The organism is Streptosporangium sp. NPDC002524 (assembly GCF_040295985.1).
Lineage (GTDB): Bacteria > Actinomycetota > Actinomycetes > Streptosporangiales > Streptosporangiaceae > Streptosporangium.
On record NZ_JBEOWK010000002.1, the window covers coordinates 209019 to 224835 of the forward strand.

At 69.5% G+C, this 15817-nt stretch carries 14 protein-coding genes; 6 read left to right on the forward strand and 8 right to left on the reverse strand.

What is annotated here, in order from left to right:
- Window positions 1-204: 204 nt before the first annotated feature.
- Genes ABT053_RS03545 through ABT053_RS03555 form a run of 3 tightly spaced genes read left to right on the forward strand, consistent with a single transcriptional unit; the run spans window position 205 to window position 3589 of the window.
- Entirely contained in the window at window positions 205-1578 is a 1374-nt protein-coding gene (locus ABT053_RS03545; protein ID WP_350967253.1) for a DUF418 domain-containing protein, read from the forward strand.
- Window positions 1575-2879, forward strand: a complete 1305-nt coding sequence (locus ABT053_RS03550; RefSeq protein WP_350967254.1) for a sensor histidine kinase — start codon at window positions 1575-1577, stop codon at window positions 2877-2879. Before ABT053_RS03545 ends, ABT053_RS03550 begins: the two co-directional genes overlap by 4 nt.
- A gap of 47 nt (window positions 2880-2926) precedes the next feature.
- On the forward strand, window positions 2927-3589 hold the full coding sequence (locus ABT053_RS03555; protein ID WP_350967255.1) for a response regulator: 663 nt from the start codon (window positions 2927-2929) through the stop codon (window positions 3587-3589).
- A 59-nt stretch (window positions 3590-3648) separates the two neighbouring features.
- On the opposite strand, the gene ABT053_RS03560 is transcribed toward ABT053_RS03555, so the two are convergent.
- Window positions 3649-4452, reverse strand: coding sequence for a hypothetical protein (locus ABT053_RS03560; protein WP_350967256.1), 804 nt, complete (start codon window positions 4450-4452; stop codon window positions 3649-3651).
- 234 nt (window positions 4453-4686) lie between these two features.
- Here ABT053_RS03560 and ABT053_RS03565 point away from each other — a divergent pair, with 234 nt between their 5' ends.
- Window positions 4687-5514, forward strand: coding sequence for a class I SAM-dependent methyltransferase (locus ABT053_RS03565; RefSeq protein ID WP_350967258.1), 828 nt, complete (start codon window positions 4687-4689; stop codon window positions 5512-5514).
- On the opposite strand, the gene ABT053_RS03570 is transcribed toward ABT053_RS03565, so the two are convergent.
- Window positions 5503-6321 (reverse strand): DUF4259 domain-containing protein, encoded by an 819-nt coding sequence (locus tag ABT053_RS03570; RefSeq protein ID WP_350967259.1) that lies wholly within the window; start codon window positions 6319-6321, stop codon window positions 5503-5505. The two genes, ABT053_RS03565 and ABT053_RS03570, sit on opposite strands and share 12 nt — an antisense overlap.
- A 46-nt stretch (window positions 6322-6367) precedes the next feature.
- Window positions 6368-7915 carry a hypothetical protein gene (locus ABT053_RS03575; protein ID WP_350967260.1) on the reverse strand — a complete coding sequence of 516 codons (1548 nt, stop codon included), beginning with the start codon at window positions 7913-7915 and terminating at the stop codon, window positions 6368-6370.
- A 570-nt stretch (window positions 7916-8485) separates the two neighbouring features.
- On the opposite strand from ABT053_RS03575, the gene ABT053_RS03580 reads away from it, so the two are divergent.
- Window positions 8486-8641, forward strand: a complete 156-nt coding sequence (locus tag ABT053_RS03580) for a hypothetical protein (RefSeq protein ID WP_350967261.1) — start codon at window positions 8486-8488, stop codon at window positions 8639-8641.
- A 260-nt stretch (window positions 8642-8901) separates the two neighbouring features.
- Here ABT053_RS03580 and ABT053_RS03585 read toward each other — a convergent pair whose 3' ends face one another.
- Window positions 8902-9444, reverse strand: coding sequence for a dihydrofolate reductase family protein (locus ABT053_RS03585; protein WP_350967262.1), 543 nt, complete (start codon window positions 9442-9444; stop codon window positions 8902-8904).
- Window positions 9445-9564: 120 nt separating this feature from the next.
- The gene (locus ABT053_RS03590) at window positions 9565-10638 is read right to left on the reverse strand and encodes a sigma-70 family RNA polymerase sigma factor (protein WP_350967263.1); all 1074 of its coding nucleotides are present in this window, start codon (window positions 10636-10638) and stop codon (window positions 9565-9567) included.
- Between the two features lie 353 nt (window positions 10639-10991).
- Between ABT053_RS03590 and ABT053_RS03595 the strand changes: the two genes are divergently transcribed.
- Window positions 10992-11729, forward strand: coding sequence for a hypothetical protein (locus tag ABT053_RS03595; protein ID WP_350967264.1), 738 nt, complete (start codon window positions 10992-10994; stop codon window positions 11727-11729).
- Window positions 11730-11922: 193 nt separating this feature from the next.
- On the opposite strand, the gene ABT053_RS03600 is transcribed toward ABT053_RS03595, so the two are convergent.
- The 3 genes from ABT053_RS03600 to ABT053_RS03610 are packed head-to-tail and all read right to left on the reverse strand — an operon-like array spanning window position 11923 to window position 15658.
- Window positions 11923-12693: a sporulation protein gene (locus tag ABT053_RS03600; RefSeq protein ID WP_344750215.1), complete on the reverse strand. Its 771-nt coding sequence runs from the start codon at window positions 12691-12693 to the stop codon at window positions 11923-11925.
- 56 nt (window positions 12694-12749) lie between these two features.
- Window positions 12750-14009 carry an SPFH domain-containing protein gene (locus ABT053_RS03605; protein WP_350967265.1) on the reverse strand — a complete coding sequence of 420 codons (1260 nt, stop codon included), beginning with the start codon at window positions 14007-14009 and terminating at the stop codon, window positions 12750-12752.
- Window positions 14006-15658 carry an SPFH domain-containing protein gene (locus tag ABT053_RS03610; RefSeq protein WP_350967266.1) on the reverse strand — a complete coding sequence of 551 codons (1653 nt, stop codon included), beginning with the start codon at window positions 15656-15658 and terminating at the stop codon, window positions 14006-14008. The genes ABT053_RS03605 and ABT053_RS03610 overlap by 4 nt, the downstream gene beginning before the upstream one ends.
- Window positions 15659-15817: the final 159 nt, after the last annotated feature.

A 15817-nucleotide genomic window follows, 5' to 3' on the forward strand; every position in this document is an offset into this window, starting at 1 on the left:
GCGCACGTCGGCGTGGTGAGCGCACAAGTCGTCCTTCTTACCCGTTCAACCTTCCGGAACTTCGCTAGCCTCCCTAACTCGCCCAGTGATTCAATTCGTTGTGCCGTGCTTGTATCCAGGTCTGCCGACACAGCAGGGCCTGGCGATCCTGGCCCTGCGGATGAGCCGGGCGCCGACGCATTGGGTCTCGCGGAGGAGGCAGAAGTGGTCGCTCGCCCGAAGCGGTGCGCGGCCGGTTTCGGCGATGGTGTTGCCATGCCGGATCCCGATGTCCCCACGCGGCCCGCAAGGCAGGCGCCAGCGCAACCCGCAACGCAGGCTCCACCGCAGCCCGCACGGCACGCACCGGTCGCGCCGAAGCAGCGGATCGCCGCACTCGACGCGCTCCGTGGCTTCGCGCTGTGCGGGATCATCTTCATCAACATCCCGCAGACCATGGAGATGTTCGCCTTCGCGGGGCAGCTGCCCACACCGCTGCGCCTGTTCTTCTACGGCCGTTTCTATCCCATCTTCTACCTGCTGTTCGGCGTGGGCTTCGGGATCTTCCTGCGGTCCGCCATGCGGCGTTCGGAGCGTCCCCGTCTGCTCCTGGTCCGGCGGTTCGTCGCACTGGCTGTGCTGGGTGGCATCCTGCACCTGTTGCAGCCAGGTGAGGTGCTCCTGCCGTTCGCCATCACTGGGCTGCTCGTCCTGTTGCCGCTCAGCTATCTGCCGGGGCGTGCCCTGTTCGTGGCCGGAGTGCTGCTGACCGTCGCGGGGGTGCTGGCCGGTGTCGGGGGGCTGGGGCTGTTGCCCGGTTTGTTCGCGCTGGGGTTCGCGCTGGCCGAGCTGCGTGTGCCGGAGAGGCTGGAGGAGAGCCGCGGCCGGCTCGTCGGTTTCGGGGTCGCGGCAGCGGTCACCGCTCTGCTGACCTACGGGCTGATCATGCTGGGGCCGCCCGACATCGCGCAGATCAGACTTGGCATGATCCTCTCGCTCGCCACCGCCGCTTGCTACACCGCCGGTTTCCTGCTCCTGCTGCGAACCCGGATCGGGGTCGCGCTCTCGTGGGTGCTGGCCCCGATGGGACGCATGGCGCTGACCAACTACTTCGGAGCCGCCCTGCTGTTCGTCCCGATCGGGACGGCCATCGGGTTGCGCGACTCGTCCTCATGGGATTTAGCGGTGCTCCTGGGCGTCTGCATTCTGGTCTTCCAGGCGGCCGTGAGCATCGTGTGGCTGCGCATGTTCGGCTACGGTCCACTGGAGTGGGCGTGGCGATGCGTCACATACTGGCAGTGGCTGCCAATCGGCGGTGCCAGTACCCGCGCCCACGCCCGTACCCACACTCGTGCCGACACGGGCACAAGTACTGGTAGCGGCACAGGCGCAGGCATACGTCCCGCTCCTGGCACAGGCGCAGGCACAGGTCCCGGTGCCAGCGCAGGTACCGGTCCCGCTCCCGGCAGCGGTGCAGGTCCCCGCATCGGCACCGGCACCGGCACCGGCATCGGCATCGGTGCCGGTGAGGGGGGCAGCGAGAGAGCCGACGAGGGTGATGGGGACGGCGGGAGAGGAAGAGGGCGCGCAGGGGCATGAGGTGGTGGATCCAGGCGACGGCGCGGCTCGGAATTCGTACGCCTCAGGGTCGCGACACCGCGGTCGCCGTAGTCCTGGCGGTGCTCAGCCTGGCGCGGCTGCTGCTCGTCTTCGTGTCGGGGGAGGCGCGGGCCGCGCTGGCAGCCCTGCCCGTGTGGGCGATCGGCTGCGGTTACCTGCTGGCCACCGCTGATCTGGCCACGATCGCCGTACGCCGCAGGTGGCCCGGTGCTGCGCTGGTCGTCGCGATGGTGATCCCGCTGGTCGGGGCCGTGCTGCCCACCCGGCCGCCGCTGCTGGGAGTGGGCGTGGTGGTGTGCGCCTACACGGTCGCGAGCCTGCTGCCGCCGCCCCGGGCCACCCTGATCGTCGCCGTCTCCTGCGTCGCCCACCTGCTGGGCGGCCTGGCGATCGTCGCGGCCGGTGGCGACGTCGGCGGGCTGCTCACGTTCTGGGGTGTCACTCACATGGACGGTCCGGCCATGACGGCCGCGGTGGTGGCCGCTTACTCGGCACCCGCCGTGGCCGGGTTCCACATACAGGCGCGGAGGGCGGGAGCGGCCAGGACCGCGGCCCGCATCGAGCGCGAGCGGGAGGAACGGGCCAGGGCCGCCGTGCTGGAGGAGCGCGCCAGGATCGCGAGGGAGCTGCACGACATCGCCGCCCACGACCTGTCCGCGATCGTCGTCCAGGCGGGTGCCGCCGACCGTCAGCTCGACCGCGACCCCGAGGCGGCCCGCGAGACCCTGCGCGCGATCCGGGCGCAGGGCCGCGAGACCCTCACCGCGCTGCGCGCCCTGGTCGGGCTCATGCGCGAGAACGGTACCGAGCCCGATACCGGCGACGGACGGGTTCCGGCCCTCGCCCGGATGGAGGAGATCGTGCGGCGCTCTCGCGCGAGCGGCATGACGGTCGAGACGCACACCCGGGGCGAGCCGCGCCCGCTGCCGCTCACCGCCGACCTCGCGGCCTCCCGGCTCCTGCAGGAGGCGCTGACCAACGCCCGGCGGCACGCGCCCGGTGCCGCGGTGACCGTGGTGACCGTGTTCGAGGACCGGGCCGTGCGGGTGACCGTACGCAACGCCGCGCCACCACGCCCGCCCGACGGTAAGAATTCCGCCGGGCTTGCCTCCGGAGGGATCCTCGCCCTCGGGGGAGGGGCGCTTGGGGGAGGGGCCGACGGTGGTTACGGCCTGGTCGGTATGCGCGAGCGGGTCCGGCACGCGGGCGGTAGCCTCATCGTCGGGCCGCATCCCGACGGCGGCTGGCAGGTCGCCGCCGACTTTCCCGCGGACTCGTGAACTCGTGAACTCGTGAGCTCGTGGACCCATGACCCCGTGGAGGAACGTTGACGATCAGGGTCGTGATCGCCGATGACCAGGCCGTCGTGAGGGCGGGATTTCGCACGATCCTCGAATCCGAGCCCGACATCGAGATCGTCGGGGAGGCCGCCGACGGGGAGGCCGCGGTGCGGGTCGCCACCCAGGTCAGGCCCGACCTGGTCCTGATGGACGTACGGATGCCGGTCCTGGACGGCATCGCCGCCACCGCTCAGCTCGCCGGGCTCGCCGTCGAGCACCCGATAACGGTGCTGGTCGTGACGACGTTCGATCTCGACGAGTACGTCTTCGACGCGCTGCGCAACGGGGCACAGGGCTTCCTGCTCAAGGACATCGAGCCCGACCAGCTCGTCGAGGCCGTCCGGGTGGTCGCCTCCGGTCAGGGTCTCGTCGCGCCGTCGGTCACCCGCCGCCTCATCGCCGAGTTCGCCCGTGCCTCCGGCAGGGCCCGCCATCTCGCCCCCCTGCCCGACCTGACCGGGCGCGAGCGTGACACGCTCGCGCTCCTCGCCCGGGGCCTGTCCAACCTGGAGATCGCGCGCACCCTGGCGCTGAGCGTCTCCACCGTCAAGACCCACGTGGCCGGTCTGCTCGCCAAGACCGGCTGTCGCGACCGTGTCCAGGCGGTCATCTACGCGTACGAGCACGGCGTTGTCGAGCCAGGCGGGTAGGCCCTGTTCGGTACGGGACGGGCTTGATGACGAGCGGGAATCACACCGGCGGGGGCGGGTTACGAGACCTTGGCGGAGGGAGCGTTCCAGGTCTTGCAGGACTTGGGGTCGGAGGTGGAGTAACCCCGCTTCGTCCAGTAGACGAGGTTGGCACTCTTGCCGAAGTAACGGAACTCGCCCTTGGAGCCGGCCTCGGCCTTGGCCAGTTCCAGCAGGCGCCCGGCGTCCTTGGCGGGGTAGCCGAGGGCGGACCACAGGCTTTTCGCGGTCATTCCGCCCAGGCACTTCGCCTGGAGGTTGAAGCGGCGCAGCTGCTCCAGGATCTCGTCGCTGTCGTCGGCGTGCAGGGCGTTGTAGCCCTCGGTGACGTCGACCAGGCTCAGCACGTGCTCGGCGTAGGCGGAGCTCAGCTCCGCGAGGATCGGGACGTCGTCGGATGCTTTGATCCAGTCGGGACGAACGCGTACGGAGAGGTTGGTCCCGAAGCAGTGGACGGCCTCCGACTTGGCGGGATTCATCTTGGCCCCGAAGCAGTAGCGCTCGTACCCTTTCTCCAGGGGAGTCCCGTGCACCTCCACCCTGGGCGGCACGAACTGGAGGTTGGCCTTTTTCATGTAGGGGCCCCAGGTGTTGTTCATGCAGGTGATGAGCGCGTTGACGTGCTTTTTGACCGAGCCCAGACTCCTGCCCTTGGCGGGTTTCCTGGCACACCCCGCGCCCGGGAGTTTGCCGGCGGAGTAGAGGGGGTTGCCGGTCAGGAGCGGAGCGTCCTCGACCGGATATGCGAAAGCGGTGGCCGTACCGGGAAAGAGTAGGACGGAGGCGGCGGCCGTCGCCATGATCGCGCGAATTTTCATGGTCATGGACATTAGGGGATATGTCGGCACTTGGTAAGTCGAGATGCGGCCCACCGGGGTGAGCCGCACGACATTCAGGCCATGGTTTACCGGCGAGGGCCGGGCCTGACGCGTCGGCCTTCCCGGCGAGTGTCGGTTTTCCCGGTGAGACCTTCCCGGCAAATACCACCGGCTGTCCCACCGTTCGTCAAGCCGTCTAATTCGTTTGCCCGCGGGCCAGGGGTGAAGACATGATCGAGCATGGCGATGACACCGGAACTGCTCGCCTACTACGAGCAGGACAGGGAAGACGGCAGGCTTCGCGCGAGCCGTGGGCGGCTGGAGTTCTGGCGGACGCAGGACGTGCTGCGCAGGGCGCTGCCCCCGGCTCCGGCCAGGGTGCTGGACGTGGGCGGCGGCACCGGGGTGCACGCGGAGTGGCTGGCCGCCGACGGATACCGGGTCGAGCTGATCGACCTCATGCCATCGCACGTGGAGCGGGCGGCGCGGCTGGCCGGGGTCACCGCGAGGCAGGGTGACGCCAGGCGACTGCCGCTGCCCGACGAGAGCGTGGACGCGGTGCTGCTCCTCGGCCCGCTCTACCACCTCGCCGACCGCGCCGACCGGGTCCGCGCGCTGGCGGAGGCGGCACGGGTGGTGCGGCCCGGCGGCCTGGTGGCCGCCGCGACCATCAACCGCTACGCGGCCGTGCACGACATGGTCTACCAGGGGCTGTACCTGCGGGAAGAACCGAGGGAGACGGCGAACGCGGCCCTCGCGGACGGGATCCTGGCCGGGCCGGGCATCGGTTTCAACGCCTACATGCACGACCCCGACGACGTACCGGCCGAGTTCGCCGACGCGGGGCTCCCGGAGGTCACCCGCTACGGCCTGGAGGGAGCCTTCTGGCTGTACGGCGACGTGGACGACTGGCTCGACGACCCCGAGCGCCGCGCCCTCATGCTCGACGCCCAGCGTCGCCTGGAGACGGTCCCCTCCCTGCTGGGCGTCAGCGGCCACGTGCTCACCCTCGCCAGCAAGGCACCCCCACCCCGACTGGCGGACGAAGCCGTGGAGTCACCCCGGTAGGGCGGGAAGCCGAGGGACGAGATCGAGGCCGAGATAGCGGCCTGCGGCGGCCAGAGCCTTGCGGACATCGTCGAAGACCTGCTGGGTGACGGGTTCCTCGGGGCCCTCGTAGGAATGGCCGAAGTCGATCCAGGCCTCAGCCGTGGTGCGGCCACGAGAGATCCGTTCCGCGTACGCGCCCAGCGTGAGCTGCCCGAAAACAGTGAGTTCCTGCAGGTTGGCGGAACGCCACCACGCGAGCCAGACCGGGTCCTCGTTGACGGCCAGGACGAGTCGTTCCGCCACGTCCGCGTAGGCGGTGTCGTGCGACAGGCTCTGGCCGTCGATACTCCAGTACGCCCGCAGCCACTGCTTCTTCTGACGGGAGAAGTCCGGAACGAACGGAACGGGCGGGTCCTGCGGCTCACCGTGGAGGGCCTTGCGGTAGGGCTTCAGGTGCTCCAGGAACGCCTGCCAACCCCCGGCCTGGACCTCGCTGAGCCAGTTGTCCCGCGAACGGGTGGCCAGAGCGAACGCGGCGACGGCCAGCCGGTGCAGGTCATCGGAGACGGTGAAGGGATTGCGGTCTAGCCAGTGATGGGCGGCCTCATCGGGGGCGATACCGGAGATCCGGGCGGCGATCAGGCACGCGAACGCCAACGCTTCGTCCACGGCTCCCTCCTCGGCGTACTTCTCGTTCTCGCGCACGAACGCGTCGAGCGACTTGGCCATCGTCGCCGCGATGTCGTCCTTCCCCTCCAGTTCCGCGATGGCGTCAGAGCCCTCATCACTGTCGAAGGGGCCTTCGAAGAAGGGGGAGTCGTCCACGTCACAGGTCTTTCCGGGAGGTTCGATCAGGATGAGGTCGTACGCGTCACTGCGTGGAGCGGGTGAATTCTTTTGGAGGGAACCTGGGAAATCGTCGGTACGGCGAGGAGTCGGTGCTCGGCTGAGTGTTCGTCGGCACGTTCTTGAGCTGGTCACCGGGCGATGCGGTGCCGTTGGCAGCCGGGTGAGAGGTCGTGGCGCTGGCGGAGGCGCTGGTGACGGCGCGATGCCTGCCGGTTGGAAGCGGAGAGATGGCTTTGGCGTCCTCGGCGGCGAGCCGGGCCCTGAGCATGCTCACGTCTTGCGAGGTGAAGCGGGTGTCATCGGGGTCGAAGGCGTAGGCGCGCCAATAAAGGCTCTCGATCTGCTGGACCTGAACGGGGTCGAAGGGAGCGTGACGGTCGGGAGTGCGGACGTGGCGTGCATGGTGGGCGATCCTCATCGCGATGGGGTCGGAGCCGGTGAAGAGCCCGGCGCGGAAAGCCCATTCGGCTGCCCTCACGGGGTAGCCGGCGTTCTCGTAAGCAGTGCCGACGCGGGCGAAGACATCTTTGACGATCTTTCCGTACAGCCGGTCTCCGGTCCGGAAGGGCTCGAAATCCACGGTGAGCTTGCTGTCCAGGCGCGCTGCCATGCGCAGGAACTCGCCGCCTTCGTGGACGGATCCGCTGTTGATCAGCAGAATCGCCAGTTCGAAGGCGTACAGGGCGTTGCCGGCTTCGGCTCCGTCGAGCAGTTCGACCCCGCGGTGTCCGAAGCTCTTCGCCATCCGGGAGGCCGACTCATGGCCGTTGGGGATGCGGCTGAGTACGGCGTAGGTGGCCTCCTTCTCCACCGGTTGCGCGGGATCCTCACCAAAAACGGCCTGCCACAGGCTGAGCTGTCTGTCCTCGGGCGATTGCCGGGCGGAAGTGATGCTCCACGACTCGGGGGAAACGCGCCAAGTGTCAACATCCTGCTGGATGTAGGAGGGCCGCAGAAGTCCCGTATAGGGGTCCTCGATCGGATAGTCGTAGAGATCGGGAGAGGGCGGAAAAGCGGGTTCGGTGTGGGGCCACGCGAAGGGATCACCGAGGCTCCCGCCGGAGGGTGACGGGGTCGGTGTGGAGTACTGGGGGTAGCGAGGCTGGATGAGGTCGGCGTAGCTGCTGGCGACAGATGCGGGGCGCGTCTCGCCGTGGACGGGTGGCGATGAGGGGGACTGCGGTGCGGGAGGTGTCAGGAACGGGTGTGTCGGAAGCGAGGGTGCCTGATCGGTCGGCACCGTGCCTGACTGCTGACCACTGTGGTCAGACGTCGGCGACGGCGGGACCGGCACCCGCACCGGGGCGGCGGGAGTGTCCTCCTGGGCCGCGACGGGCGTGGCCGCAGCGTCGGTGGCCAGGCATGCCAGGTAGCGTTCGCGCCAGCTGTCCATGCTGCCCAGCACCGCATCCGGATCCATGCCGTCGTTTTTGAGGGACTCCTTCAGGGCCAGCAGGAAGCTGACGACCTTGTCCCAGCGCGGCGGCCCGACACGACCTTTACCGGTCAGCAGCGCCGACAGCGTGGCCTTGCTCAGCGGCACCTTGTAGTTCTTTGAGATGATCCGCAACTTGTCATATGACGGATTGACGGCTTTTCTCCGCGCGTCTTGCAGTTCGGCGCGGAACTCCGCCCAGGGAGTTCCAGAGAGAGGACCAGTCATGGAACCGGGCCACCGCCAATCAGAAAGTCATTGCTTGTGGAGGCTCAAGATTCTTCCGTACCCGACCGACATGTGAGACGCCCACGCGATCGGCTGAGACAACGGAAGGGGAACGGAACAGCCCGGAACGCTCGCACCCGTAACGTCTTCGAGGGCGAGTCCGGCTGCGGGGGCGTTCCGCCTAGATTCCGTCTTCGTTCCGGACTCGTTCCGCGCCGGTTCCGTGAAGGTGTTGAGCCGACGTAGCGCAGGTGGAACGAGAACGGGAGTGCGCGGAACACCATCGTCTGGAGCGTCGCCGAGCGTCTCGTCGGTTCCGGTACCGTTCCGGGCTGTCCCGAGACCGGTCCACCACGATCTTCACAGAGCGGGCCATCCTTGGCGTTGATAGGCATAAGACAGCAAATCCCACGGCCCCGGCGAACCGTCGTCCGGGGCTTCTTGCGATATGGAGGTTTGATGTCCGTGTCCGAATCGATGATCCGAGGGATTGTCGTCGCCGCGATCTCTCTGATTCTGGGAGGGGTCGCGGTGGTGCTCGCGCTGCGCTCCGGCAAGTCGATGCCCGCCGCGCTGCTGATGGGTCTGACCATCGCCATCGGCGCGCTGGGCGGGCTGGCCGCGCTGCTGTAGCCGAGCTTCCCCGACGCAGGCGGAGGGGAGGTCATCGCCCCTTTCGGGAACATGACCTCTGTCTGTGGGAGGCGCCGGCCGTTACCGGCTGCGACCGGCGCCTTGAGGTCCTGAACCGTTGACCATCTCGACGCTCTGACCCCAGGACGCGCGGCAGACGCGGCGTCAGCCCGCGCGGGACCTCTGTCAGCCCGGTTCGCCGGACACCGGCGGGTGGGTGGCCGCCGTCTGTGAGGTCGGGCACGCGTGCCGGAAAGGGCTCAGCCGACGACGCGGAACCGGATGCCCGTCGCGTGCGGCACGTGGGTCAGCTCGATGCGTTCGAGCTTGACGTTGGTCCCGCCCGGGTGGTCGAACAGCCGGACGCCGTCGCCCAGCATGACGGGTGCGACGAACACGAGGATCTCGTCGAGCACGCCCGCCTCGAGGCACTGCCGGGCGGTGTCGGCGCCGAGGACGTTGACGTACTTGTCGCCCGCGGCGGCCTTGGCCGCCGCGACGCCGCTGTCGAGGTCACCGACGAAGGTGATGTCCGGCATCGGGGTGTCCGGGATCTGGTGGATGAGTACGAACTGCGGTCCGGTCCACCCCCCGCCGAACGGCTTGCCTTCCCTGTCCGTGTCCCGGTGGGGATCGTCGCCGCGGAAGGTGCGGTTGCCGACGAGAAGCGCGCCGATCTCGCCGATGAGCTTGTCCACCGCCGGGTTGGGGCCGAGGTGCTCGGCCAGCCAGGACATGTCACCGCCCGGACCGGCGATGAAACCGTCCAGTGACATGGTGACCGAATACAGCATCTTGCCCATCGGGTGCCTCCGTCGTGATCGATTTCGGTTGACCCGTGTTGAGACGGCGGACCGCGCGGAAACTCATCGGCGCACGAGCGAAAATCGGCGCACGGGCGGAAGTCAACGTACGGGCGGAAGTCAACGCACGGGCGGAAGCGTCGTGGGCAGGGCGAACACCCGGAACAGGCCCAGATCGTGGAAGGCGGTCATCTCCGTGATCCGGTCGTCCTCGATCCGCAGCACGCCGATCCCGAAGGCGCGGTAGGCGAGCTCGCCGGGGCGCCGTACGTAGACCGCCGCGGCCGGTTGCCGGTTGGCCCCGACGGGCAGGATCCGGAACCGGCCCACGTAGTCGGGCGAATTCGTGTCCCAGCTCGCCGCCAGCGTCGCCACGACCGCGTCGCGCCCCCGGAACCATACGGGCCACGGCGGCATCTCCGCCCGTACGTCCTCGGCCAGCAGGTCGGCGACCGCGGTGAGGTCGGCGCGTTCCATCGCGTCCATGTAGCGGCGCAGCACCGTCCGCTCCCGCTCGGTGGGCTCCGCCGACGGCGCCCAGTCGAGGCGGCGTTCGGGCAGGTGCTCCCTCAGCGTCGTACGGGCCCGCTGCAACGCACTGTTCACCGACGCCACGCTGCCCTCCAGCAGCTCCGCGGTCTGCTTGGCGGGCCAGCCGAGCACGTCGCGCAGGATCAGCGCCGCCCGCTGCCGGGGCGGCAGGTGCTGGAGCGCGGCCAGGAACGCCAGCTCGATCGTCTCCCTGGTGACGGCCACGGAGTCCGGCTCGGTCTCGCTCGGCGCGACCGGCTCCCACGGCCGGTCGGGAAGCAGCCTGTCGGGGAACAACCGGTCGGGGAACGGCTGCAACCACGCGATGTCGGTGGGGGGTGGCAGCGCGGCACTCGGATCCGACGGCTCCGACAGGTGGCGGGGGAGCACCCGGCGCGCCCGGCCGCCGAGGACGTCGAGACACGCGTTCGTCGCGATCCGGTACAGCCAGGCCCGGAACGTCGAGCGCCCCTCGAAACCGCCGAGGTTCCTCCACGCGCGCAGGAACGTCTCCTGCGTCAGATCCTCCGCCTCGTCGAACGAGCCCAGCATCCGGTAGCAGTGCACCCGCAGCTCACCCCGGTGACGCTCGACGAGCGCCGCGAACGCGGACTCGTCGCCCGCCCGCGCGGCGTCCACCACCGCGTCGTCACCCGCGCCCATCGGCCGTCCCCCCGCCCGCGCCTCGGCACCTCGGCCATCGGCCGAACCTGGCAGGAACCCTACGACAGAGGTACGACGAAGAATCGCGCCACCATGAGCGCACGTCGCGACCGTGCCGGTTCGTCAGGTGAGCCGTCAGCAGGTCCTGTGAGGTCTGCGAGGTCTTACGAGGTCTGTGAGGTCTGCGAGGGCCTGTGAGGTCTGTGAAACCGGGGCCGTGATCGAGGCCGCCCGGTACCGGTACCTCCCGCGGACGGCCTGGAAATAAAGTGCACACGTGCGTTGATCCTCCGGGCGGCGGCCGGGTGCCGCCGCGGCAGGCATGCCCGCCACCGACCCACCGGAGACCACCGATGCCCGCTCAGCGGCCCCTCACCTACCAGGCGTTCGTCGAGCTCGCCGTCGCCGACCTCGCCGTCGTCGGCCTCGTCCTCAAAGGCTCCCAGGCCCACGACGGCATGATCACTGAGCACTCCGACCACGACCTGTACGTGGTCCTCGCCGACAATGCGACGACGGACCTGATCCGGTTCGCCGGTCACCGCACTCTCGAACTCGATCTCGTCATCGTCTCCCTCGCCGAGTTCCGTACGGCCGGAATGCCCGGCTTCGAGCGCTACGCTCTCGCCCGCGCCAGGGTCGTGCTCGACCGGCTCGACGGAGACATCACCCGGATCCTCGCCGCCAAGGCGCGCCTCGACGACGACGAGGCGTTCCGGAACTCCGGTGAATGGCTCGACGCCTACGCCAACTCCCTTTACCGCTCCGTCAAGAACGACCGTGACGGACACGCGCTCGCCGCCCGTCTCGACGCCGCCGACAGCGTCGGGTTCCTGCTGGAGCTGCTCTTCGCTCTCGACCGCCGCCCCCGCCCCTACAACAGGTACCTGCAATGGGAACTCGCCCGATACCCGCTGCCCGGCTGGGACACCGGCGCGCTGCTGGACGCCGTGGACCGCGTCTCGGGAACGGGCGACGTACCCCTGCAGCGGAGCCTCTTCGCCCAGGTCGAGGCGGCGGCCCGCCGCGCCGGGCACGGCGCGGTGCTGGACGCGTGGGGTGAGGACCTCGACCTGATGCGACCGCGGTAGGACGTGGCCGCCAAAGGTTCCCCGGTGGGACGTGGCGGCCAAAGGCCCCCGGTAGGACGTGGCCGCTAAAGGTTCCCCGGTGGGACGTGGCCGCCGAAGGTTCTCCCGGTAGGACATGGCCGCCGACGCCGGACAGGCCGCGGCCCGGCCACCGGGGGACGGTAGCCGGGCCGGGACCGCGACGCGAGGGAGGCTAGAACCAGCCGCGCTTCTGGGCCATCGACTGCAGGCCGCCGCGCAGCGACTGCTCCACCTGGCCCGGGTGGTCGTTGTAGTGGACGGTGAAGCGGCTGTAGGTGTCGTGGCTGGAGCCGAAGCTGCCGCGCTTGTCGGCCTCCAGGATGATGTCCATGGCCTGGGGTCCGGCGATGAACGTGAGCTCCAGCTCGTTGAAGTGGCGGCGGTAGTCGTTGCCCGCGTAGTACTCGATCTCCTGGAAGAACGGCATCCGCGAGCCGTGCAGGGTGCCCCGCTCCAGGTCGGCCTTCTTGAAACGGAAGCCGAGGTTGTCCAGCGCGCCGAGGACGTGGTCCTGGGCGGGCAGCGGGTTGACGAACAGCGGGTCGAGGTCGCCCTTGTCGAGCGCGCCGGCGAGGGCGAGCTCGGTGGAGACGCCGAGCTGCATGCCGCGCAGCGGGTGGCCGCCGATGGCGCTGATCGGGGTCTCCCAGGGGACCTGGATCTCGAAGGGGGCCGACTGCGGGGCGCCCGCGGCGAGGTGGAAGGGGCCGGTGATCTGCTGGCGCAGGAAGCTGTACGTCGACTTGTACTCGTTGTCGCCGCTCTCGACCTCGACGACGGCGGTGAAGTCGATGAAGATGCCCTCCACCTTGTAGTCGGAGCCGCCGCCGCGGAAGTTGACCTGCCCGCGCAGGACCTCGCCGGGCCGCACCTGCGAGTTCTGCAGCACGGTGTCGACCTCGACACCGGCGCCGAACGCGGCCATCAACTTACGGAACACCATCTAGGACTCCCAGGGGTTGGAGATTGTTCTCATCAGGGGACTCATCGGGGAACTTGTCAGGGGGTCTGGTTCTGCGGCTTGGCCTGGCCGTTGCCGCCGCTGCCGCCGTTCAGCTGGGGCAGGATCTGGGCCATCAGCAGGGTGGACAGGGCGGAGGTGTCGCCGGAGGAGCCGGAGGTGCGGACGACGACGGGACGCGGGGCGCTCTCGGCGAGCCTGGCGCCCACGTCGAGCCTGCGGCGGGCGAGCTCGTACTGGAGCACGGCGCGGTTGTCGCGGTAGGAGTCGGCGAGCCTGCGCAGCCCCTTCGCCTCGTTCTCGGCGGAGGTGAGCTCGGCCCGGCCCCTCGCCTCGATCTCCCAGCGCACCCGCTGCGCCTCGGTCTCGTGCTCCTCCAGCATGCGGGCGACGTCCTTACGGGCGGTGTTGGCGGCGGCTCTCACCTCGACGATACGCGCGTCCCGCGTCTTTTTGGAACGTTCGATCTCCATCAGCAGGGTGTCGATCCTGCGCTTGCGGGTGAGCTCCCACTCGCGCTCGAAGGCCGACAGCTCCTTGGCGACCTTCTCGCGGGTGGCCAGGTGCTGCTGGTACTGGTCGGGCAGCTGCACGTCGGGGATGTTGGCGCCGGTGATGCGCACGCCGTACCGGCCGAGCTGGCGGGTGAGGAGCTCCTGCATGTCGCCGACGTCGGATCCGCGCAGGTCGTAGGCGCGCTCGGTGTTGACCAGGCGGCTGCGCTGGCGGATCGCGTCCTGTACGGCACTGCTGAGCACCAGGTCGAAGTTACCGGCGCCGATCGTACGGACGAAGGCCACCGGGTCGACGATGCGGAACTTCAGGAAGAACTCGATCGACTTGAGCGGGACGTTCTCCGCCGTCGGGCAGGCCACGATCGGCGCGGAGTAGGGGATCTCGGTGGAGGTGTCGACCACCGCGTCCACCCGGTCCCACGGCAGCCACAGGTAGTGGCGCCCCGGGGGCAGCGTGCCGACGATGGCGCCCCACCGGCTGCGCACGCCCGTGGTGCCCTCCTCGATCTCGATGATCGCCCGGCGCCACAGCCACACCAGCGCCGCGACCAGGGAGAACACCGCTCCGAGCGCGGCCAGGAAGGAGAGCGCCCCGTCGGCGAACACCGCCGTGCCCGCCAGGTAGAGGGCGAGGAGGAGCAGCGCCACCCAGGCGAAGCCGCGGCGGTCCTTGGGGATCACCACCGGGACCAGCTGGCCCGACTCGCCGCCGCGCAGCAGCTGGCGGATCTCCGACCAGGAGGCCAGGGATTCCTTGATCTTGGAGAACTCTCTGCCGCTCATCGGACCTCTTCCTGAACTTCCTGCACGGCCTGGCCCGCGACGGGGACGGGGACGGGGACGACGGTGTCGGCGGGGGTGTTGAGCAGGGCGCTGATCTCCGCCCCGCGCTCCTCGACGCGGCCGCCGATCTCGCTCATCCGCGCCCTGATCGCGGCCATGTCCGCCTGGGAGAACAGCTGGGCCTCGGGGTTGCCGACCAGCTGCCTGGCGAGGGCGAGCAGGTCGATGTCGACGGCGTCGCCGACCTGCACCAGGCGCGGCAGGTGCGAGGCGACGGACTCCAGCTTGTCGAGCAGGTCCTGCTGGAAGCGGTAGTCGAGGATCTCCGGCGCCTCGGCGGCGCTCAGCGAGCGGATGTCCAGCGCCTGGGCCTCCAGCAGCGCCGCGTTGGCCTTCGCGGTGGACTCCGCCTCCACCAGCCGCTGGCCGCCCTGGGCCTTGGCCTGGTGGGAGGCGCGCTCCAGCGCGGTGTCGATCCTCGCCTGGTGCCCGGCGATCTCGGCGTGGATGGCCGACAGCTGCTCCTGCAGCCCGGCCAGCTCCTTGATCAGGTCACCCTCGTTCTGCTCCTTGCGCAGCTGGAGCTCGTACTCGTAGGTGTACGCCTCCTTCGCGACCCTGATCATCTCGGGGGCGGCCAGGTCCATCCGGTACTCCTGGCTGGACGGCTCCGCGTGCGTGATGTTGACGTCGGTGAGCCGTACGGCGGGCAGGAACTGCGTGTTGAGGTTGTCCAGCATGCCCATGGTGCTCTCGCCGACCAGGTCGTAGATCTCCTCGGCGCGCTGGGCGTAGATCAGGGAGCGGGTGACCTCGCTGATGGCGTTCTGCAGCTTGGCCTGGAAGCCGCTCACCGAACCGAGCACGAAGATGAACTCGGCCGGGTCCTCGATCCGGAACTGCAGGAACAGGTCCACGCTGGCCTTGACGCCCTGCTGGGTGGGGGCCTCGCGGATGGGGGCGTTGAAGGGGTACTCGCGGGTGGTGTTGACGATGTAGCTGACCCGCTTCCACGGGTTGAACAGCGTCACCCGGCCCGGCTCGGCGATCTGCACGAGCTTGCCGAACTTCGTGATCAGGGCCTTGCAGCCCTCGGGCACCATGACCACGCTCCTGCGCCACCACAGGAACGCCGCGGCCAGCACCAGCACGGCCCAGTAGTGCGGGCCGAACAGCACCCGGGCCCCCTCGGGCAGCCCGGTGGCGACGAGCCCGACCAGGCCGAGCCCGGCCAGCACGACCAGCGGGACGACCACCCTGGCGGTGGTGCCCTTGGGGATGACCACGGGGGAGATGACGTGGACCGGCTCGCCGCCGGGGCCGTTGCCGCCGAAGCTCCGGTTGACGATCTCCCCGGCCTCGTTGAGCGGGGCGCTGCGGGCCTCGATCACCGTGCCCAGTGACGAGCCCTGGTCGCGGGCGGCCACGAAGTCGGAGGGGTTGAGCGCGAAGCCCTTGTCGGCCGCGGATCCGGTGTTCCCGGCCGCCTGGCCCACGAACTGCTCGGCCACCTGTCCGGCGTACTGCCCCGCGGCCTGGCCGGCGTACTGCCCCACGGCCTGCCCGACCATCTGGCGCACGTCGCCGCCCTGGCCTATGGCCTGGGCTGCGGCCCTCGCGTACTGCGCGGCTTCTCTTGGCCGGGACATCACACCTCCGGGTCGGTGACACATCGGAAGCCCGATATATCACGCTTTGTGATCATTGGCACGCGAGACAGTCAAGGGGATCCCACTTGCGGATCACTTGCCACGCGGTTGACGGCGGCCCGCCGGGAGGCGGGCCCGTGGTTGACGGCGGCCCGCTGG